The organism is Flagellimonas meishanensis, assembly GCF_019880545.1.
In the GTDB taxonomy this organism is placed as follows: Bacteria; Bacteroidota; Bacteroidia; order Flavobacteriales; family Flavobacteriaceae; genus Flagellimonas; species Flagellimonas meishanensis.
This window is the reverse complement of the sequence record NZ_JAINVW010000003.1, coordinates 107978-129803: the sequence shown is the minus strand read 5'-3', so window position 1 is coordinate 129803 and position 21826 is coordinate 107978. Positions and strand designations below refer to the sequence as shown.

Genomic DNA, 21826 nt, shown 5'->3' with positions numbered 1-21826 from the left:
TGCATTTATGGAGCAATGTCCTTTTTGTTTGAAAGGTGCCACTTCCACATTTTTATGGTTTTGAGGTTGGCATGCAAAAGAAGATAAGGGTCAATGGATGTAACCTAAACTGAAGCATCGCATAATTTTTACACTTTTATGAAAATTTCTCAAACATCCTAAGGTATTATTTAGGTGACCATTATGATTTATATTCTTTCAAAATGAATGTTGTTGATCAGTTCGTCATTCACCGTAAAACCATTTATTCTTCCCTTTTTGTTTGTTTCAAATTTTAAATATCCAAAGTGAACCTCGTTGAATATATTTTTCATTACCGGGTTTAACGTAATCGTATCTGAATCCTTTATGAGAGCCAATAGCTGTTTTCCTTTGCTTTTTATTTGATAAGTTGTATCCAATTCATCGGAATAATAGTTTCCTGTAAATTGTTCAATCTCTTTGGAATCATATTCTAGCGGGATATATTTATTAAACTGAAAGGATGTACGACCATTGATGTCCAAAGACAAGCTGCATGGTTGGGACCCCATATCAAACTTTACAGTTACATGGGGCATGTCCATGAAATGAAAACTGTTTTTTTCCATAGGGATAAGTTTGGTTCCAACTCCATTTGATCGCTGATAAACCAGTGTATCATTTTCAATGCCGATAGTTCTGGTATTTCCTTCAACCGGATTAAAATAATGACCCAAGAATGTAGAGAGGTCTTTTTTATCAATTACAACTGCGGATGCTTCTTTTGTTTTTTTTGTTTCATTTGTCAACAGGGAATTCCTTGCTTCTTCAACCTCCATTTGCATTACACTACCGACCAATTGATTTAATAAAGACCAAACATTGGTATTTGCATTGTTGCTTAACAGTACAAAGGCAATATCCTGTTCAACAAATTTGAAAAACAAAGACCTAAAACTTCCCCATTCACCGGAATGTCCAATGGTGTATAGGCCTGGTATATTTTGATAATCCCCTAAAAAGAGTCCTCCGCCATAGTTGGTTGGACGGTTGTTTTTTAAATATCCAGAGGTTGTCATTTTTTTTATGAGCAATTCCCCCCCAACCTTTCCGGTTTTAAAATTTTCACTCCATTTGAAAAAATCCAAAATATTGGAATATACTCCTCCATCCCCAATAACGGAATTGTTATCATAATGTGCTGCTTGATAGCCCTCACCGGTTTCTGTATACCCAATAGCTTTTTCTTTCTTCCTTTTGGTCTGACCAATATAGGTGTTGGTCATTCCCAAGGGATTGAATAGTTTTTCTTGGGCATATTCTGGGTAAGGTTTGCCACTTGCAATCTCTATTATGCTTGCCAATAACATATACCCTGTGTTGCTATAAGAGAATTTGCTTCCAGGTTCAAAGTTTGACCCACGCTGTTCGGCCATAAGCTCCAATCCATCTTTATTTGTGAATTTTGAATCCCAAGAAATTCCTTTTGCAAAGAGAAGCTTTAAATAACTGCGTAAACCACTGCTATGATTTAATAGGTGTTTTACGCTAATGGTTTGTCCATTATATTTTGGAATAGAAGGAAGGTATTTCTGTATTTCATCTTCAAGTGAAAGCTTACCTTCTGCTTCCAACAAAAAAATGCAGGCCGCTGTAAATTGTTTGGAGACAGAGGCAATATCAAAAACTGTTCTGTCACTAACAAACTCTTGAGAACCAATATTGGATAATCCATATCCATTGGAGTATATGATTTCTCCCTTTTTAAATATTCCAACGGCACAGCCAGGAGCGCTTTTGTAGCTATTAAAAATGGAATTTATTTTTTCTTTTTGCTGATTGCTGAGATGTTGTGCCTTTAATAATCCACTAAAAAATAAAATGGCAAATAAACTATAAAGGCATTTTTGATAAGAGGACATACTTGGAGTTTTTATGCCAAGTTGCCATATATTTTATCTCTCAGCTAATTTTTTTGTGCCAAAGAAGTATCAATTTATAAGTTTGAACAAAGATCTATAGTTGTTTTAGATACATGGCAGGAGTGACACCAACACTTTTTTTGAAGGAATTATAGAAGGTAGACTTGGAATTAAATCCAGATTCATGCCCAATTGCTTCAAGCGTTAGATTTTTGTTTGAAAGCATCAATTGCTTGGCAAATTCAATTCGGTGATTATTGACCATTTCCGTAAAGCGATTTCCCATTGTATCATTGAGGAGTGAAGATAACCCGTGTACAGACACACCAAGCCTTTCCGCTAAATCCTCTGACTTCAAATTTGGGTTTAGATATACTTTTTCGTCATCCATTAGCTGTTTAAGCTTTATCAATAGTTCTGAGGCTTTTTCGTTCGGGATTTTACGCTTTTCCAGTTTTAAACTGCTTAAGTACAAAACTGATTTCTTGTTTTTGTTAAATATGAAAAACAATAGTAACAAGTAAGTTATTACCGAAAAACTGAGAGCGCCAACAATGTAGCTGGTATAAAAGCCAGTTACATAAGCTGCGAAAACGGCAAGGGTTCCTAAAAACACATTTATAACCCAGGAATATATTGTTGGTATTTTATCATTTTGAAGCCATTTTTTTCTAATTGTTGGAAAAATTATAAAGGCCGTTAATAACATATAAATGAACCACTGTACATAAACAATATTCATGAAGTAATTTTTCCATAATGCCAAATGTCCCCTATATGGAAAATAAACCCCCGCAATACAAATGATCAAGGCCAATAGAATTAAATGAAGTTTCCAGTACCTGAAAACCAAGCTATTAGATTTAAAAATAGAGAGGCTATAAAAGTATAAAAGTGGACCAATAAAAAAGCATGCGGAGATTCCCAGCTGAATGTAGGTGTTCGCCAGATCGGGATTAAAATAAAAAAACAGAGATTTCCCGATACGGATGCACAATACTAATAGCAATGATGCAAAAAAACCATTTGAAATGTGCCAAGGCTTGGCAATAACCAAAAAGTAAACGGTAAGCACAAGACCATTGAATACCCCTAGGGCACTAAAAAAAAACAAGATGTAGTTTTCAAAAGACATAGAGTCAACGTATCAAAGATATAAATTGACACCGTCATTTACATATTTTGAGAGATTGGGTCAAGTAGAATAAGAATAAATAGAGATAATGTTACTTTCCTGTATGAATGAAGTTTGTGAAGGGATTGACATTAGTTCGACTCCGTTATTCTCGACTAAGCAAATAGAAGCTTTCACAGGTGCAAGGGTTTTTATATTATCTGTTATTCAAGTTCTATAAAAAACACCTCCGTTTTGAAAGCAAAAAAAGAATGATGTCAATTCTTTTTAATTTTTCATCCAGAATCTTGAAGGCTATTGATATACTTCTCAACAGTTTTTGTAGAAACTCAAGGGCATCCTGAACACGTGTGCTACCGCTGCCATACAGTACAATCCGGAAATGAAACGCTATTATGAAAGAAGGACGGAAGAGGGAAAGAACAAAATGAGCACGATCAATATTATAAGGAACAAGCTCAGCGCCAGAATGTTCGCGGCCGTCAATCGCGGGACACCGTACGTTAGCGTCTATGCGCACAACTCTTAACACATTGTTTTTTCCTTCAATATCTCCCCCGCAAAAGGACGGGGTGTATTGAATGGGAAAAACAATGAACCCATTTTTATCGGAATTTGATTTGGAAAACTCATAGAAGACTAATACTACTGAGCGAGGCACTTATTAAAATCCGTCCTTGAACCTCTTTTTAAGAACGTGCGGTTCTCCTGCATCTGTGTCCACTCTGTAATAGGGAGTCCCAAACCGTGGCTTGACCCACTCCACCCTTTCCAGAAAATGCAAAGCTGTACTAGTTGCCGTTTTATAATCCTGTTCCAAAAACTCATATTTAACCTTCGGCACCGTTTTTTCCAATTTGTTCCATTCCTCCCTGGTCAATTTCTTGAACATCGTTTCTTCCCGTATTGGTTCTTTATTCTTTTTAACTATTTCATGATGTCCAAAAAGGGCCAATAGCATTTCGTTCGTTGGCAATGTCTGGGTCTTTTCTATATCCCTTACGATAGCGATAAGGGCATTTATCCTTTTGCGTGTCTTCTCCCCGTCTTCATCAACCCGCTTCGGAAACCTATTTGAAGGGGCGATTCCATGCCATTCAAAAAAGTCCATGATTGATTCCAAGGTCTCGGAATATGATTTTGTGATCTTCCTTGAAAATCGCCTGAACCTTTTAATGGTTCTATGGTGCAGCCGTATGGTTCCAAATCCATCCATTTTCCTGTTTTTCCACTATTATTGTTACAATCAAAAGCCCTGTTTATAAAGGTTTTGAGTTCAATTGTTACAATTAAAGTTTTCCAGTCACTTTTTAATCCTTTTTTAAAATATTGATTTTCAATGTTTTAAAATCAATTTTGATAGCGTAACGTCGCTTTAGCGCGTTACCCTCTTGCTTTTCCGAATTTGACCGTTCCACTATCAAATCCTGAAAACATGAAATGCCTTTTCACCTTTCCTGATATTGCATTTCCTCAATGTTATTTTTGGTTTCCATTTTTGTAATAAGGTTTTGCATGTCCTCTCCCACTTTCCTTTCAAGTACCCTAGCATAAATCTGGGTAGTGGTGAGTTTGGTATGGCCCAACATTTTGGAAACGGTTTCAATTGGTACTCCATTGGACAATGTTATTGTCGTGGCAAAAGTGTGCCTCGCCGTATGGAAGGTGACATGCTTATGGATACCACATGCTTTGGTAATTACCTTTAGATAACTGTTCGTTTTCTGGTTGCTGAAAACGGGCAATACTTTTTCAAGGACATCTTTTTGCAATCCACTCTTATATTTCTCCAGTATCATTTTAGCCTTGGGCAATAATGGAATCTTTATTGTTTCATTGGTCTTTTCCCTTTTGGTATGTATCCAAAGGTTTCCATCAATTCCCAAAACCAACTGATGGGATTTTAATTCCTTGACATCGATATAGGAAAGCCCGGTATAGCAGGAGAATAGAAATACATCCTTTACTTTCTCATAACCAGCACCTCTAAAAGTCGTTTCCTCAATTAAGCGAAGTTCCCTTTCAGTCAGATAACTTCGTTCTGTCTTATGAAAATTGAGCTTGTAGTTTCGAAACGGATCCTTTTCCAGCCATTCCGGTTTCACGGCCAGGTTCACCATTTTCATCAACCGTTCCAAATGTTTCATGATCCCATTGTTGGAGCAGGTCTTTCTCGCTTTTTTGGGTTGATAGGTTCTTAAGTATTGTTCAAAATCAGTTATGAACCTGTAGTTCAATTGTTTCAGGAAGATGTCGGAGAGGTTCAATTTGTTCTCCAAAAATTTATGGAGATACCTTTCCGTTGAGTAGTAGTTCTTCATGGTCCCTGGTTTGGGTACCAAAACCTGTGAAGTATTGTGATAGCATATAAGTTCTTTTAAAGTTTTGTTTTGGTCATCCTGCCCCAGAAAACGGGCCTTGATGGCTTGGGCGGTTATAACCTTCCCCTCTCCCATCAGCCTTTTGTGGGCATCCATGATCTGGACATAGACTTCATCGAGATAGCTGTTCAAGATTCTTGCCTTTTGGGAAAACCCGATGACCCTGCCCCTGATCTCGTCCCATTCATTCACCGAAGTCCGACGTTTCAAACTTATCTCTGCCCTCTTTCCGTCCACGGTTATCCGGGCGTAGATTGTAAGTTTTTCTGGATTGTGTGTGTGTGGTCCCTTGTAAAGATGAGCACCTTCAATGTACTGTTGTTCCGCATGTTACAGGTCTTTTGAGTGAAACATTGATTGTTTGCAAAGACGACCTTAAATAGCCTTATATGCTATCAAAATTATGCACAAGGAACGTACCAATTCATTCACCGAACTCTACACCTTTTATATGGTTTTAGATGATATCAGATGAATGCAGTAAAAATGAAAAGCACTGTCAATCAGCCAGTTGACAGTGCTTTGATATCCACTAAAAAGTGGTTCGTCGGGGTGGCAGGATTCGAACCTGCGGCCTCCTGCTCCCAAAGCAGGCGCGATAACCGGGCTACGCTACACCCCGAAAAATAATAACCTTCAAAAGAAAAAGCGGAGAGACTGGGACTCGAACCCAGGCGACGGTTACCCGTCGACAGATTAGCAATCTGCTCCGTTACCACTCCGGCACCTCTCCTATAAAAGTATTATGAACGTGCACTCTGAAAATGCGGATGCAAATGTACCTTTTCATCCGTAAGATCGCAACTATTTTCCTATTTTTTTGGCGAACCCAATCGCACTGCGCCTACTCGGGATATTCCACCCTAAGATGGTATATATTGGTGAGTTTATGTTTCAACACCTTTTTGACCATCTCAATTTCCTTTAGGGTGATGTTGGCATTCAGGAACTGGTCTGCCTGCATCTGTCCTTTCACAATTTTCTCCACAAACTCATCAATTATCAAGAATGTGGGGTTCTTTAAACTTTTTGAAGCTGCTTCCACCGCATCCGCCATCATCAAAATGGCCGTTTCCTTTGAAAAAGGAATAGGACCGGGATACCTAAAATCATCTTCATCCACATTTTCTTCTATCTCCTGTTGTTTTTTGTAAAAGTAATAGACGGAGGTCGTTCCGTGATGCGTCCTCAAAAAATCAATGACCCTATCTGGAATATTGTTCTTTCTGGCTATCTCAATTCCTTTGATCACATGGTCAATAATGATCTTGGCACTCTCCCTGGGCGGAAGGTCGTCGTGGGGGTTTACATTGGTTACCTGATTTTCCGTGAAATAGGTTGGCTTGTGCATTTTTCCTATATCGTGATAAAGCGCCCCTACCCTTACCAACATAGCGTTGGCCCTTATCTCGTTTGCGGCAGCCTCGGCCAAATTGGCCACCTGCAAGGAATGGTGAAATGTACCCGGAGCCTTGTCCGATAATTCTTTTAGAAGCTTGGAATTTGTGTCCGAAAGTTCCAAAAGCGATACATCTGAAATGAGCCCGAACATTTTTTCATAGATATAAATAAGGGGCTGTGCAAACAACGTCAACAATCCGTTGAGAACAAATATGCCGAACAGGATCCACTCAATATTATCCAGATTTCCTTCATGAATGGCATGAAAAGCAAAATATCCAATGATGTAAATCAAGGTGATCTGTCCTACTGAAACGAAAAGGTTGGCCCTTTTGTACAACTCGGAGGCCGTGAGTATGGTAACAATTCCCGCAATGGTCTGCAAAAAGATGTATTCAAAACTGTTTGGCACCACAAATCCAAGGATGAGTATGGTAAGCACATGGACAAAAAGACCCAATCGAGCGTCAAAAAAGTTTTTGAGTACCAACGGAAGTATGCACAAGGGCACTACAAAAACGTAATTCTCATTATTCTTTACCATTAATGTGGTGGCCAAAACCATCACGAGTATGTTGAAAAAGATAAAAGTGACCTTGTTGTTGTTCCTAAATATCTCGTTCCTGTACCTTTTGAGGAACAGAAACAGCATCACCAGTACAAGGGCCACCAGAATGGTATATCCCAAAATGATGAAATAATAATTGGTACCCCTCCATAGCTCCGACTCATATTCCACTTTCAAGGAACTCAGCATCTTGAAGTTTTCTGCCTCAACCACTTCACCCTTGGCAATTATGAGCCTTCCTTTGGAAACCTCGCCACGGGTCAACGAAATTTTTGCAAGGTCTTCTTCCAAGGCCTTCTCGGTCAGCAGTTCGTTGTAAAAGACATTGGGCCTCAAATTCTGCCGAACCAAGTTTTCCAATGTCCTGGTATCGGCCAGATTTTTCTTGGACAGCAAGGGAGCCACCAATTGTTTTGCCAACTCGAGGGTCAAAAAGTCCTTGAGGGTCAATGGTGTTGCCTCGTTGTTCTTTACCAAAACATTGGTGTTGGCGGTTGGTAAATCCTGAAAAATCCCAAATCTATATAAACTATCGATTGCGGAATACCCTGCTTCCAACATGGTCCTGCGTTGACGGGCAGTGTAGTTGTTAGAAGCGAATGTATTTTGAAAATCAGCGGTGAAGCTGGTCCTCACCTCTTCAAAAATGGAAACATCGGCGGTAAAGTAATCCGTTTTTGAATTACGGAGCGAGAGTTTTTCATTGGCAAGCTCCTCATCGGTCTTTTTTATGGAGAAGTCAATGGGTGCGTATAGACTTTCATATTGCCATGGCTTTCCTTTTTGGAACTCGTATTTAAACTTGCCCCCCTTCGGGAAAAAAAACACGATCAGTGCCACCGAAACCAAATAAAGAAAGTACTTATAGGTCAGTGATTGATATTTGTACGTCTTGTCCAAAATTTTTCCCATCCTCTGCGCAATTGCCATCAAAAATAGAAAATATAAATAAGACCCGTGCTTGTTACATTTCCTAGAGCTTGCGTTGAAATTTAGTATTTTCGCACAATCAAACATGCATATATGAACAAAGTTGTCATTGTTTCGGTAGCCAGGACGCCCATAGGCAGTTTTATGGGGGCGCTATCATCGATACCGGCCCCCAAATTGGGATCAATCGCCATTCAAGGGGCTTTAAAAAAAATAAATCTTGACCCAAAACTGGTGGACGAGGTCCTAATGGGCAACGTAGTCCAAGCAGGTACGGGACAGGCCCCGGCCAGACAAGCTGCTCTGGGTGCCGGAATTCCCGATTCGGTTCCCTGTACTACTGTGAACAAGGTTTGTGCATCTGGTATGAAAGCAATCATGCAGGGAGCACAATCCATAGCGCTTGGCGAAAATGCCATTGTTATTGCCGGCGGCATGGAAAATATGAGCCTTATTCCTCATTATGCCTACATGAGGAATGGTTTAAAGTTCGGCCCGGCGACTTTGGTCGATGGGATGCAAAAGGATGGTCTGGTGGATGCCTACGATCAAAATGCGATGGGTGTTTGTGCGGATGCCTGTGCGGTGGAACACAAATTTAGCAGGGAAGAACAGGACAACTTTGCCGTTCAGTCCTACAACAGGTCTGCAGAGGCATGGAAAGCGGGAAAGTTCAACAATGAAGTGGTACCCGTGGAAGTGCCACAGCGACGTGGGGAACCTATCGTGGTAACTGAAGACGAAGAATATAGGAATGTGAATATTGATAAAATTCCTTCTTTGAGGCCGGCCTTTACTAAAGATGGAACGGTAACCGCCGCCAACGCATCCACCATTAACGATGGTGCTGCGGCACTGGTCCTGATGAGTGCCGATAAAGCCAAGGAACTTGGACTGAAACCTTTGGCAACAATAAAAGGGTATGCAGATGCTGCCCAAGAACCAAAATGGTTCACCACTGCACCGGCAAAGGCACTGCCAAAAGCATTGGACCGGGCAGGTGTATCAATTGATGACATTGATTTTTTTGAGTTCAATGAGGCTTTTTCCGTTGTTGGTCTGGCCAATATGAAGTTATTGGGATTAACGGACAAGAACGTGAACGTGAACGGTGGGGCCGTATCATTGGGGCATCCGCTTGGATGTTCTGGAGCTCGGATTACCATAACCCTACTCAGTGTTTTGGAACAACAAAATGCCAAATTGGGCGCAGCGGCCATCTGCAATGGCGGTGGAGGTGCATCTGCAATTGTTTTGGAAAGAAGTTAGACATCGAACCGATCATGCATGGAATATGGAATTTGCCATTTGAGCATTGTTCCCATTAGAAATCAACCAGAAAACGGTTCGGAAATGGTCTCCCAATTATTGTACGGAGAACATATCAAGGTCCTGGAACGAAGAAAAACATGGAGCAGGATTCGGGTGGCATATGATAGCCAAGAGGGTTGGGTACATAACAACCAGATTTCATTTATCTCGGAAGATGTTTTTAATGCCCTTGTTACCTCCAAGAATACATCTTTCTCCTCGAACTTGGTTTCGCATATTCGTGCAGCTAATGGGATTCTTAAGCCCATTGTACTGGGCTCTGTTGTTTCGTCTTCCACCGTCCTTAAACATACCTTCGAAGGGGACAAGGTAAGCGGAGAGCTTCCGAAGAGCAGTCTTATTGAGACAGCTCTGATGTATACAGAGGCACCTTACCAATGGGGAGGAAAGACTCCTTTTGGGATTGATGCACCCGGATTGACGCAAATGGTCTACAAAATAAATGGATACTCGTTGCATCGCAGTGCAGAAGCCCAATCCAAGCAAGGTGTGCCCCTTAGTTTCATTGAAGAAAGCGAGCCGGGCGATCTGGCATTTTTTGACAATAAGGAAGGGATAATAGACCATGTAGGTGTCATTTTGGAGGACAACTACATTATTCACGCCCACGGGCACGTGCGAATTGACAGGTTAGACCATACGGGAATTTTTAATGTGGATGAAAGATTGTATTCGCATCAACTCCGTGTCATCAAAAAAATCATTTAAAAAAAAAAGCCCCAAAAAATTTCGGGGCTTTTTCTATAAATAATACTGTTAGTTACTCGCCCAAAAGCTTTTTCATCCTCATGAAGTTTTCGGTATCTCCCAAAGCTCCATAAATGTTCTTTAATTGGGTCAAAACACTTTCATTGTCAGGATTGGATTTCAATGCTTCTTCCAGAACCTGGGCGCCTTCCCTGAACAAATCATCTTTTTTCTTTTTCAACTCGTCGTACCTTGCGATATCTGCTCTTGAACTTCCAAGGCTGTTCATCTCGTCAATCAAACCATTTCCTTCGTCTACATAGGTTGTAGAAAGGTTGAGCAACGCATTGATATATCCGGGATCTATTTCCAAAACCTTTTTGTAGGATTCCCTTGCTTGTTCCAAGTTCCCCTGCTCCATGCTGATAACCCCAATATTGTACAACAAATCAGCATTATCCGGTGCCATGGCGGAAGCTTCCGCCATCAACTCCTTAAACTTGTCCTTATCACCCATGGAATAGTACAGATTGGCCTCCCCCAAAACAAGGTTTACGTCGTTTGGATCCTCCAAACGTGCATCGCTGTAGGCGGCCAAAGCCTTTTCGCTATCTCCCAATTGTTGGTATATCAAAGCTATATTTTTCACAATCTCAGGTCGCTTTGAAGGCGATTTCTCTTTCTTTGGGTCCTTATGGGTTCCTGCCTTCACATATAGATCCCGGGTGGTTTCATCCATGGTTTCCACCTCACCGGTCTCAATGTTCACAGCGGTAAAACTAACCGAACTCCCATCATAGCCAACATCTTTCAATTCATTGTAGTAGGTAAGTGCATTCTCGTAATCCTGTGCATTTACGGCACTGCTGGCCGCATAATACAAATACACAGTGTCCGCAGGACTCAACTTGTAGCTCAGGTACAATTTCTCGGCAGCTTTGCCAAATTCCTGGTTATTGTTGTCCTCCACTGCGGCATTAACCAAATCGCTGGTCATTTGGGCAAGACTTTGCGTGGCTCCTGGAGCGTATTTCTCTTTTCCGCTTGCTTCTTCAATGGAGATTACCTTTTTGTAGGCATCAATGGCTGTTTGGAATGCAGATTCATCGCCTTTTTTGGCAAGATCCGAGTACAAATTGCCCTTTAGGGCATAATACTGGGCCTGCAGTCTTTCATCTGCGGCATCAATCGATGCGGCTGCGCCGTCCAAAGCACTTTTTACCGTTTCCAAGTCACCCTTTTTCATGGCCTTTTCCGCCTCCTTGATTTCATCTTTTTGGGAAAATCCAAAAGCTGAAATACTTATTGCAAGTAGTATTAAAACTTTAGTCTTCATGTTTAATTTAATTATTAGTGTTTATTGATTATTCTTTTTTGTCCGAACTGCAATTATCAATAGCCATGCCATTATCATTCATTCACCTCAATTTCCTTGATATCGGTATCGTCAAGTGGATCGTCTTCCTTCATTACCTTGGCAACCGCGGCAATAGAGTCATCACCTTTTAGGTTAATCAATTTCACGCCTTGCGTGGCACGGCCCATTACCCGAAGATCTTCCACACTCATACGAATGGCAATACCAGATTTGTTTATGATCATTAGGTCATCGGTATCTGATACATTTTTTATGGCCACAAGACCACCTGTCTTTTCTGTAATTGAAATCGTCTTTACGCCCTTCCCTCCTCTATTGGTAACTCGATAGTCCTCTATGGATGAACGTTTTCCATATCCATTTTCGGAAACGACCAGTATATCGTCGTCAAAATTGTGTACGGAGACCATGCCAATGACCTCATCTTTTTTACCGGCCAATGTTATTCCACGGACACCGGCTGCATTCCTTCCCATGGGACGGGTCTTGCTCTCTTCAAATCGAATGGCTTTGCCCGATCTTAATCCCAATAGGATCTGACTGGTACCTGTGGTAAGCTTGGCTTCCAATAGTTCATCCCCATCCTTTACGGTAATGGCGTTGATACCATTTTGACGTGGTCTTGAATATTGTTCCAACGAGGTTTTTTTCACGGTGCCCTTTTTGGTGGCCATGATCACGTAGTGCCCGTTCACATAGTCTTCATCCTTTAGGTCTTGCGTGCATATGAATGCTTTCACCTTATCCTCGGTTTCTATGTTGATAAGGTTCTGTATCGCCCTTCCCTTGGAAGTCCTGCTTCCTTCTGGAATTTCGTAGACACGCATCCAAAAACACTTACCATTTTGGGTGAAAAACAACATATATTGATGGTTCGTCCCCACAAACAGGTGTTCTAGAAAATCTTCATTTCGTGTGGAGGACGCCTTTTGTCCCACTCCACCCCTATTTTGGGTTTTGTACTCCGAAAGTGGTGTCCTTTTAATATATCCGGCATGGGAAATGGTAATGACGACTTGCTCATCAGGGATCATATCCTCAATGCTGAGGTCCCCTCCGGCAAAATTGATTTCCGAGCGCCTCTCATCGCCATATTTCTCCTTTACCTCCTGCAGCTCATCTTTGATGACCTGCATTCTCCTTTCTTTCTTGGCCAGGATGTCCTTTAAGTCCTCGATGGTATTCAAAAGCTCGTCATACTCCTCACGCAATTTGTCCTGCTCCAGACCGGTCAACTGCCTCAAGCGCATCTCCACGATGGCCTTCGCCTGCAGCTCGGAAAGCTTGAAACGCTCCATCAAGCTACTGCGGGCCTCATCCACATTGGAAGAACCCCGGATAATGGCAATCACCTCATCAATATTGTCCGAGGCAATGATAAGCCCCTCAAGAATATGTGCCCTGTCCTCAGCCTTTTTCAATTCAAAAGTGGTCCTTCTAACGACAACCTCATGCCTGTGTTCCACAAAATGGTGGATAATCTGCTTCAAGTTGAGCAATTCAGGCCTGCCTTTTACCAGGGCAATGTTGTTCACACTAAAGGATGACTGCAATGCGGTATACTTATAAAGCGTATTCAACACGATGTTTGGAATGGCATCGCGCTTGAGGATGTAAACAATGCGCATCCCTTTTCTGTCCGATTCATCGCGGATAGAGGCGATACCTTCTATTTTTTTGTCATTGACAAGATCGGCGGTCTTTTTGATCATGTCCGCCTTGTTCACCTGATAGGGAATTTCCGTAACTATGATACATTCCCTGCCCTGTACTTCCTCGAACGAGGCTTTGGCTCTCATCACGATACGGCCTCTTCCCGTATGGAATGCCTCTTTTACACCATCGTATCCGTAGATAATTCCTCCTGTTGGGAAATCCGGTGCTTTAATATGTGTGATGAGCTCATCGATTTCAATGTCATGATTATCGATGTATGCGATAGTACCGTCCACTACTTCGGAAAGATTGTGGGGCGGCATGTTGGTTGCCATTCCTACTGCAATTCCCGATGCGCCGTTGACCAAAAGATTGGGTATTCGGGTAGGAAGGACGGTAGGTTCTTGCAGGGAATCATCAAAATTTAATTGATGGTCCACAGTGTCCTTTTCAATGTCCGCCAACATTTCATCGGCAATCTTGCGCATTCTGGCCTCGGTGTACCTCATGGCCGCTGGACTGTCGCCATCAACGGATCCAAAGTTACCTTGACCGTCGACGAGCATATATCTCAAACTCCACTCCTGGGCCATCCGTACCATGGTATCGTAGACGGAGGTATCACCATGCGGGTGGTATTTACCGAGCACCTCCCCAACAATACGGGCAGATTTTTTGTGCGCACTCGAAGATCGCACACCCAATTCATGCATTCCAAAAAGAACCCTTCGGTGAACGGGCTTTAGGCCATCCCGAACATCTGGCAGGGCACGTGACACAATGACCGACATTGAATAATCAATGTAGGCAGATTTCATCTCATCCTCAATGTTGACAGGAATTAACTTTTCTCCTTCAGCCATGCTAAAATCGTATTGTTTTTTGTGGTTAAAATATCATGGCAATATACGGAAAATCACACCTTTCAAAGCCAAGGGCCCACACTTTATTAAAAAAATTATCAACAGTTGGCCAACGATTATAAAGCTATGTTAAACTGTAAAAAAATGACACTTATTTCGACTTTTACCACTAGTTTATCGAATATGGGTATGGTATTTGACCACGGTAATGATAGTTTTATTAATTTTAATTGCTGAAAGAGAAACGTATGGACGACAATTTTTCCCCCAGAGTAAAAGACGTTATAGCGTACAGCAAAGAAGAGGCCCTTAGATTGGGCCATGACTTTATTGGAACGGAACATCTTATGCTCGGTCTTTTGAGAGATGGCAATGGCAAGGCCATAAACATTTTGGATGCCCTGGATGTAGATTTGGAACATCTTAGAAGAAAAGTGGAAATCCTGAGCCCGGCCAATCCAAATACGGGGGCCATGCAAAAAGACAAAAAAAACCTACACCTGACAAGACAGGCCGAGCGGGCACTAAAAACAACCTTTTTGGAAGCCAAACTATTTCAAAGTTCTTCCATCAATACCGCCCACCTGTTACTCTGCATACTTAGAAATGAGAACGACCCCACCACAAAATTGCTCCACAAACTAAAAGTGGACTATGACAATGTGAAGGAACAGTTCAAATCCATGATAACAAGCGACGACGACTACGTGGATTCCCCAAGGGCGGAATCCTTTCCAGGAGATCCCGATGATGGCGGAGAGGCCAAGGAAAGTACTTTTGGATCAAGTTCCTCACAAAAGGGAAGCAAAAAATCCAAGACCCCGGTGCTTGACAACTTCGGAAGGGATTTGACCAAACTTGCCGAGGACAACAAACTCGACCCCGTAGTGGGAAGGGAAAAGGAGATTGAGCGGGTATCGCAGATACTTAGCCGCAGAAAGAAAAACAACCCTTTGCTGATCGGTGAGCCGGGCGTGGGTAAAAGTGCCATTGCAGAAGGCTTGGCGTTGCGCATCATCAACAAAAAGGTTTCTAGGATTCTTTACAACAAACGAGTGGTCACGCTGGATTTGGCCTCTTTGGTCGCTGGTACCAAATATCGAGGTCAGTTTGAAGAGCGCATGAAAGCGGTGATGAACGAACTGGAAAAGAATGATGACATCATACTATTCATCGATGAAATCCACACCATTGTAGGTGCTGGAGGAGCCACAGGAAGTTTGGACGCCTCAAATATGTTCAAACCTGCCTTGGCACGAGGAGAAATCCAATGCATCGGTGCCACAACCTTGGATGAATATAGACAGTACATCGAGAAGGACGGTGCGCTGGAACGTCGTTTCCAAAAGGTGATGGTGGAACCTACCACAGTAGAAGAGACCATCGAAATCTTGATGAACATCAAAGGAAAATATGAGGACCACCATAATGTAAACTATACCGATGAGGCCATTCTGGCCTGTGTCAAGCTTACCAACAGGTACATGACCGATAGGTTTTTGCCAGACAAAGCGATTGACGCACTGGATGAGGCAGGTTCCCGGGTGCACATTGTGAACATGGATGTGCCAAAACAAATTTTGGAACTGGAAAGCCAATTGGAAGATGTACGTGAGTTGAAGAACAGCGTGGTCAAAAAGCAGAAATATGAAGAGGCCGCCAAACTTCGCGACGACGAAAAGCGCCTCGAAAAAGAGCTGGCCACAGCTCAGGAACGTTGGGAAGAAGAGAGCAAGCAGCACAGGGAAACGGTAACAGAGGACAATGTAGCCGATGTGGTTTCCATGATGAGCGGTATTCCCGTAAATCGAATTGCCCAGACCGAGAGCAACAAACTGGCCGAATTGCCAAACCTGATCAAAGGATTTGTCATAGGGCAAGATGAGGCGGTGGCCAAAGTGGCCAAGGCCATTCAACGAAACCGTGCAGGGCTCAAAGACCCAAACAAACCTATTGGTTCTTTTATTTTCTTGGGACAGACCGGGGTCGGAAAAACACAACTTGCCAAAATATTGGCCAAAGAACTTTTTGATTCTGAAGACGCGCTCATACGAATCGATATGAGCGAGTACATGGAAAAATTTGCCATATCGCGATTGGTGGGTGCACCTCCGGGATATGTGGGTTATGAAGAAGGCGGGCAGTTGACAGAAAAGGTAAGACGTAAACCGTACTCCGTAATCTTGTTGGATGAAGTGGAAAAAGCCCATCCCGATGTCTTCAATATGTTGTTGCAGGTTTTGGATGATGGCTTTTTGACCGACAGCCTTGGAAGAAAAATAGACTTCAGGAATACCATCATCATCATGACTTCCAACATTGGGGCAAGGCAGCTAAAGGATTTTGGCCAAGGTGTGGGATTTGGAACGGCAGCAAAAAAAGCCCAAGCCGATACACACCAAAAAAGCGTTATCGAAAATGCGCTGAAGAAGGCATTCGCCCCGGAATTCTTGAACCGAATTGATGACGTAATCGTCTTCAACCCATTGGAAAAAGAGGATATTAATCGCATTATCGATATTGAATTGGACAAATTGTTCGGAAGAATCAAGGACATTGGCTACGATCTGAGGCTTTCGGATAAGGCCAAGGACTATATCGCCGACAAGGGCTTTGACAGGCAATATGGTGCAAGGCCACTGAAAAGGGCCATCCAGAAATACATTGAGGATGCCCTCGCTGAGGAAATTGTAAATTCCAAACTGGAAGAGGGGGATAGCATATTCATGGATTTGAACGAAAAAAATGAAGAGCTGACCATTAAGATCAAAAAGGCGGAAAAATCACCTGAGACAGAGGAGTAGCGTTTTCATTTTTGTAAAGCATAAAGCCGGTCTTCTTGATCGGCTTTTTTTGTTTTCCGCTTGTCGTTAAAACGATATTTTGGTCTTTAATCTAATATTTTTCCCACAGCCCCGCTTTCCACATATTTTCGTCGTGAGACACTATAACTATTTTGGGGAATGAAAATAGCTTCTACGAAGAAGGCCATTGTGGTACGCGAGTATCATTTGGATATTGGATGCGTGCAGGTTTTTGACAACTATATGGTGGCCACTTTCGACGAGGGAGCCACAGTTACACTGGAACGCGCCTATCAAATCATCGGTATTTCGGAAATTCATTTTAGGGACAAGGACTTTGGCTACATCAGCCTAAGGAAAAATTCCTATGCCGTGGACCCTACCATTTACAACTACCTCCGGGGAATGGAAAATCTTAAGGCATTCGCCATAGTGTCCAAAAAAGAAATTGACATGCACAATTTCAAAATAGAGAAGCTTTTCTATAAAAAGAACATGGAATTCTTTATTGAATATGACAACGCACTGGCCTGGGTGAAGAAAAAAATCAAGACCACTAAAACCAGGAAGAACGATTAGGACTTTTGCTGGTTTTCCCCTTCCCTAGGTCTTAAAAGTTCCAGAAAGGCCGCTCCAATATTTTGTATCAATCCCGAAGCCGTTACTGCTTCATATCCATTTTGGGAAGCGTGGATATCGCCTGCCAATCCATGTAAATAAACCCCTAGAACCGCCGCATGCATCGGTTTATATCCTTGCGCCAATAAAGCGGTGATCATCCCAGTTAAAACATCACCACTACCTGCGGTGGCCATACCCGGATTGCCCGTGGTGTTCACATAGCCTTTCCCATCAAAAAATGTTATGGTGTGTGCTCCTTTGATCACAACGATTAGCTGATACTTTGTGGCAAACGATTTAACTTTCTCCAGTTTTTCGAAATCATCGTTCCATGGTCCTATCAACCGTTCCAATTCTTTGGGATGTGGTGTCAAAATGGAAAATTTGGGCACATCGTTCAACATGTCAGGATGGTTGGACAATATGTTCAGTCCATCTGCATCTATCACCATGGGTGAGTCCATTTTCCTGAGCAAGTAGCGCAATGCCCCGACCGTATCCTCATGCAGGCCCAAACCCACCCCCACACCTATTGTAGTGGGAGTAAATGGAAGTTGCATGCCGGTAAGATGTCTATCTCCTTGATCCGACAGTACCATCGCCTCCGGAACAGCTGTCTGTATTGGTAAATGACCACACTGCGGAACCACTGCCGTTGCAAGTCCCACACCAGTCCGTAAACATGCTTTTATGGCCAGCTGTACGGCGCCAATTTTACCATGACTTCCTCCAATGATCGCGACATGACCATAGTTTCCCTTATGGGAAAACTTTTCCCGAGGGCGATAATGTGTTAGCACTTCATCGCGTCCAATAAGTATGAAATCGGTCTCCACTTCGTTTAGAAACCCTTCATCCAGGCCAATGTCCAAAATTTCCCATTGATCAACATAAATACCCGTTTGTGGAAGAAAAAAAACCAGCTTGGGCACTTGAAAACTCAATACATAGTTGGCATGGATTACCGCAGATACATCCCAAGGGCCCTTGTCCATGGGCAGGCCCGAAGGTATATCCACCGAAAGCACAAAAGCCTTTGAGTTGTTGATGTGTCCTATCAAATCGCCTACCCATTCATCCGGTGCCCGGTTAAGACCAATGCCAAATAGGGCATCCACCACGACATCGTTTGGCGAAATCTCGGGAAAAGCACTTTCCGCAGTGATAAAATTGGGCCATACCTTTCTATCCTTCAACCGTTCCAAATTGAGAAGAAAATCCTTGGAGCGTTTTTCACTGTAGTTCACCACATGTACCTTGATGGTATATCCATTTTCCACCAACATTCTGGCCAGCGCCAGTCCATCACCACCATTATTACCAATGCCACAAAATAATTGAAGCGCTACGGAGGTCCCGTGCAAACGTGCATCTATCCACTCGAACAACTTGATAGCGGCCCGTTCCATGAGCATATCGCTGGAAATTTGTTGTTTCTCCATTGTGGATTTATCAGCTTCATAGATTTGACGGGCGGAAAAGATTTTCATTCAACAAAAAAAGATGTGTATTACTGTGGATTTCGCAAAAACTTGCTCAAGGATTTGACGAAGCGACCAAATATGCTACTTTTAACCTTTGGTTAAGCACAATGCAATTTAAACAAACGGATAGTAATTTTCTTCAGATGGATCCATTTTCATCAATCACTACCATGACAACCACCCCTTTGGGGTAAGTCTTCTATATAGTTCCGTCCGTTATTTGATCCATTTTACAATATTAATTGCAAATTTCACTTATGAAAGTCCTAAAGTTTGGCGGCACTTCGGTTGCCAATCCAGAAAATATAAATAAGGTCCGTTCCATTTTGGAAAACCTTGGTTCGGAAAATGTTGCCGTTGTGGTTTCAGCCTTTGGGGGGGTGACTGACCACTTGTTGAGGGCCTCATTTTTGGCCTCTAATCAAGATATCAAATATAAAGAGTCCTTGCAGGAAATCGAGGAACGGCATCTAGGTGCCATCAGGGAACTGATTCCAGTTCAGGACCAGAGTCAAGTGTTGAGCAAGGTGAAAAGTGACCTCAACACCCTGGAAACCTTGTTGGAAGGTTCTTTTTTGATTGGGGAACTCACCCCAAAACTCTCCGATAAAATAGTGAGTTACGGCGAACTGCTCTCTTCATTCATAATCACCAAATATTTAAAAAGTGTTGGCTTGGACATTGTTTTCAAAGACAGTCGCGAGCTCATCACCACCGATGCCAATTATGGCAGGGCCATTGTTGATTTTCAGCAAACCAATGCCAATTGCCAAACTTTTTTTGAGGAAAACAAGCATCAAATAGTATTGCTCCCCGGTTTTGTTGCTTCGAGTAAATCGGGTGATTCCACTACGCTGGGCAGGGGTGGTTCAGACTATACGGCAGCCATCATTGCGGCTGCACTAGCCGTGGACATCCTGGAAATATGGACCGATGTCAGTGGTATGTACACCGCCAATCCCAGGTTGGTAAAACAGGCCAAGTGCATTTCGCAGATCAGTTATGAGGAAGCCATGGAGCTCTCCCACTTTGGTGCCAAGGTGCTTTACCCCCCGACCATTCAACCGGTGTTGGGCAAAAAAATCCCCATTGCCATCAAAAACACTTTTGAACCCGAAAATCCTGGCACTTTGATTGCGGAAAATCAAAATGGACAGGGTAAGACTGTTAGGGGAATAAGCCACGTGGGGAACATAAGCCTGTTGTCTTTGGAAGGCCCCGGTATGATAGGAACACCGGGGATCTCAAAACGCTTTTTTGAAACACTATCATTCCAAAACATCAGTATTGTGCTGATTACACAGGCATCATCCGAGCACTCCATTTGTGTGGGAATTGCCGACGAGGATGCTGAAAAGGCGGCCGAGGCTGTCAACGAGACCTTTGCCTACGAGATTTCCAGGAACAAGATCAAACCGGTAATCCTTGAAAAGGATCTTACCATTGTTGCGCTGGTCGGGGACAATATGAAAAGTCATCAAGGGCTGAGCGGCAAAATGTTCAGCACCTTGGGTAAAAACAATGTCAACATAAGGGCCATTGCCCAAGGAGCTTCAGAAAGGAATATCTCGGCAGTCATCAGAAAAGATGACGTAAAAAAAGCCCTGAATTCTCTACACGAAACTTTTTTTGAAGAAAACATAAAACAACTCAATCTCTTTGTGATGGGTGTGGGCAATGTCGGTTCCCGATTTCTTGCCCAAATACGGCAGCAGAGAAAGTATTTAAAGGAAGAGCTAAAACTGAATGTAAGGGTGATTGGCATCAGCAATTCAAGAACCATGAGCTTTGATGAAGGTGGAATTTCATTGCGGGATTGGGAAAATGTATTGGCCAATGGGGAAGCAGCCGACAGACAGCGGTTTTTTGATCGTTTAAAATCCCTCAATTACCGGAACAGTGTTTTCGTAGACAACACGGCCAGCAAGGACGTTTCCGACAGCTATGCGGATTATCTACGGAGCAGCATATCCGTGGTCACCTGCAACAAAATTGCATGTTCTTCAGACTTTGCCTATTACAAAGAGTTGAAGCAATTGGCCAAACAGTACAATGCTCCGTTTCTGTTTGAAACCAACGTTGGTGCGGGATTGCCCATTATCGACACCCTAAAGCATCTGATAGCATCTGGCGACAAGGTAAAAAGAATACAGGCCGTGCTGTCCGGAAGTCTCAATTTCGTCTTTAACAACTTTAACGATTCCGTCACCTTCCATGACGTGGTGAAACAAGCACAGGAACAGGGATATACTGAGCCTGACCCCACCATTGATCTGAGTGGCATTGATGTTATGCGGAAAATACTGATCTTGGCCAGGGAAAGTGGCCATGAGCTGGACATTCAGGATATTGAGAACGATTCTTTTCTGCCCAAGGAAAGCCTAGAGACCAAAACCAATGAGGAATTCTTCGCCTCCCTGAAAAAATATGAGGCAGATTTCCAAAAAATGTACAGGGAAGCAGCTGACTCCGATTGTAGGTTAAAATATGTTGCCCAATTTGAAAACGGCAAGGCGAAAGTAGGGCTTCAAAAAATACCCAGAGGACATGATTTTTACAATCTGGAGGGGAGTGACAACATTGTACTGTTCTTTACCGAACGGTATCCGGACCAACCCTTGATCATAAAAGGCGCTGGGGCGGGTGCCGATGTTACCGCATCGGGTATATTTGCAGATATAGTACGAATTGGTAACTTCTAAA

General features: G+C 42.7%; 14 protein-coding genes and 2 tRNA genes. 6 read left to right on the top strand and 10 right to left on the bottom strand.

Annotated elements, in window-relative coordinates:
- Positions 1–188 precede the first annotated feature (188 nt).
- Both K7G75_RS08520 and K7G75_RS08515 read right to left on the bottom strand, forming a co-directional pair.
- The gene (locus K7G75_RS08520; protein ID WP_222983829.1) at positions 189–1883 is read right to left on the bottom strand and encodes a serine hydrolase domain-containing protein; all 1695 of its coding nucleotides are present in this window, start codon (positions 1881–1883) and stop codon (positions 189–191) included.
- 94 nt (positions 1884–1977) lie between these two features.
- On the bottom strand, positions 1978–3018 hold the full coding sequence (locus K7G75_RS08515; RefSeq protein WP_222983828.1) for an AraC family transcriptional regulator: 1041 nt from the start codon (positions 3016–3018) through the stop codon (positions 1978–1980).
- 382 nt (positions 3019–3400) lie between these two features.
- On the opposite strand from K7G75_RS08515, the gene K7G75_RS08510 reads away from it, so the two are divergent.
- Positions 3401–3547: a hypothetical protein gene (locus K7G75_RS08510; RefSeq protein ID WP_222983827.1), complete on the top strand. Its 147-nt coding sequence runs from the start codon at positions 3401–3403 to the stop codon at positions 3545–3547.
- A gap of 135 nt (positions 3548–3682) precedes the next feature.
- Here the strand turns inward: K7G75_RS08510 and K7G75_RS08505 are convergent, their stop codons facing one another.
- The 5 genes from K7G75_RS08505 to K7G75_RS08485 form a co-directional block, all read right to left on the bottom strand.
- A complete protein-coding gene (locus tag K7G75_RS08505; protein WP_222983826.1) occupies positions 3683–4234 on the bottom strand; it encodes a BfmA/BtgA family mobilization protein in 552 nt (183 codons plus the stop codon).
- Positions 4235–4466: 232 nt separating this feature from the next.
- Entirely contained in the window at positions 4467–5636 is a 1170-nt protein-coding gene (locus K7G75_RS08500; protein WP_313777824.1) for a site-specific integrase, read from the bottom strand.
- Between the two features lie 310 nt (positions 5637–5946).
- Positions 5947–6021: transfer RNA gene (locus K7G75_RS08495), tRNA-Pro, on the bottom strand.
- A gap of 27 nt (positions 6022–6048) precedes the next feature.
- A tRNA-Ser gene (locus tag K7G75_RS08490) sits at positions 6049–6132 on the bottom strand.
- A 111-nt stretch (positions 6133–6243) separates the two neighbouring features.
- Positions 6244–8280: an HD family phosphohydrolase gene (locus K7G75_RS08485; RefSeq protein ID WP_222983825.1), complete on the bottom strand. Its 2037-nt coding sequence runs from the start codon at positions 8278–8280 to the stop codon at positions 6244–6246.
- A gap of 111 nt (positions 8281–8391) precedes the next feature.
- On the opposite strand from K7G75_RS08485, the gene K7G75_RS08480 reads away from it, so the two are divergent.
- On the top strand, positions 8392–9567 hold the full coding sequence (locus tag K7G75_RS08480) for an acetyl-CoA C-acyltransferase (protein WP_222983824.1): 1176 nt from the start codon (positions 8392–8394) through the stop codon (positions 9565–9567).
- Positions 9568–9585: 18 nt separating this feature from the next.
- A complete protein-coding gene (locus tag K7G75_RS08475) occupies positions 9586–10338 on the top strand; it encodes a C40 family peptidase (protein WP_222983823.1) in 753 nt (250 codons plus the stop codon).
- A gap of 52 nt (positions 10339–10390) precedes the next feature.
- Here K7G75_RS08475 and K7G75_RS08470 read toward each other — a convergent pair whose 3' ends face one another.
- Together K7G75_RS08470 and gyrA are read right to left on the bottom strand one after the other, a co-directional pair.
- A complete protein-coding gene (locus K7G75_RS08470; protein WP_222983822.1) occupies positions 10391–11653 on the bottom strand; it encodes a tetratricopeptide repeat protein in 1263 nt (420 codons plus the stop codon).
- A 74-nt stretch (positions 11654–11727) separates the two neighbouring features.
- Entirely contained in the window at positions 11728–14214 is a 2487-nt protein-coding gene (gene gyrA, locus K7G75_RS08465; protein WP_222983821.1) for a DNA gyrase subunit A, read from the bottom strand.
- A 248-nt stretch (positions 14215–14462) separates the two neighbouring features.
- Here gyrA and K7G75_RS08460 point away from each other — a divergent pair, with 248 nt between their 5' ends.
- Both K7G75_RS08460 and K7G75_RS08455 read left to right on the top strand, forming a co-directional pair.
- A complete protein-coding gene (locus tag K7G75_RS08460) occupies positions 14463–17018 on the top strand; it encodes an ATP-dependent Clp protease ATP-binding subunit (protein ID WP_222983820.1) in 2556 nt (851 codons plus the stop codon).
- Positions 17019–17177: 159 nt separating this feature from the next.
- Positions 17178–17597, top strand: a complete 420-nt coding sequence (locus K7G75_RS08455) for an STAS/SEC14 domain-containing protein (RefSeq protein WP_222983819.1) — start codon at positions 17178–17180, stop codon at positions 17595–17597.
- Here the strand turns inward: K7G75_RS08455 and K7G75_RS08450 are convergent.
- Positions 17594–19129, bottom strand: coding sequence for an NAD(P)H-hydrate dehydratase (locus K7G75_RS08450; protein ID WP_222983818.1), 1536 nt, complete (start codon positions 19127–19129; stop codon positions 17594–17596). The genes K7G75_RS08455 and K7G75_RS08450 overlap by 4 nt on opposite strands.
- A 251-nt stretch (positions 19130–19380) precedes the next feature.
- Between K7G75_RS08450 and thrA the strand changes: the two genes are divergently transcribed.
- Entirely contained in the window at positions 19381–21825 is a 2445-nt protein-coding gene (thrA, locus tag K7G75_RS08445) for a bifunctional aspartate kinase/homoserine dehydrogenase I (RefSeq protein ID WP_222983817.1), read from the top strand.
- Position 21826 lies beyond the last annotated feature (1 nt).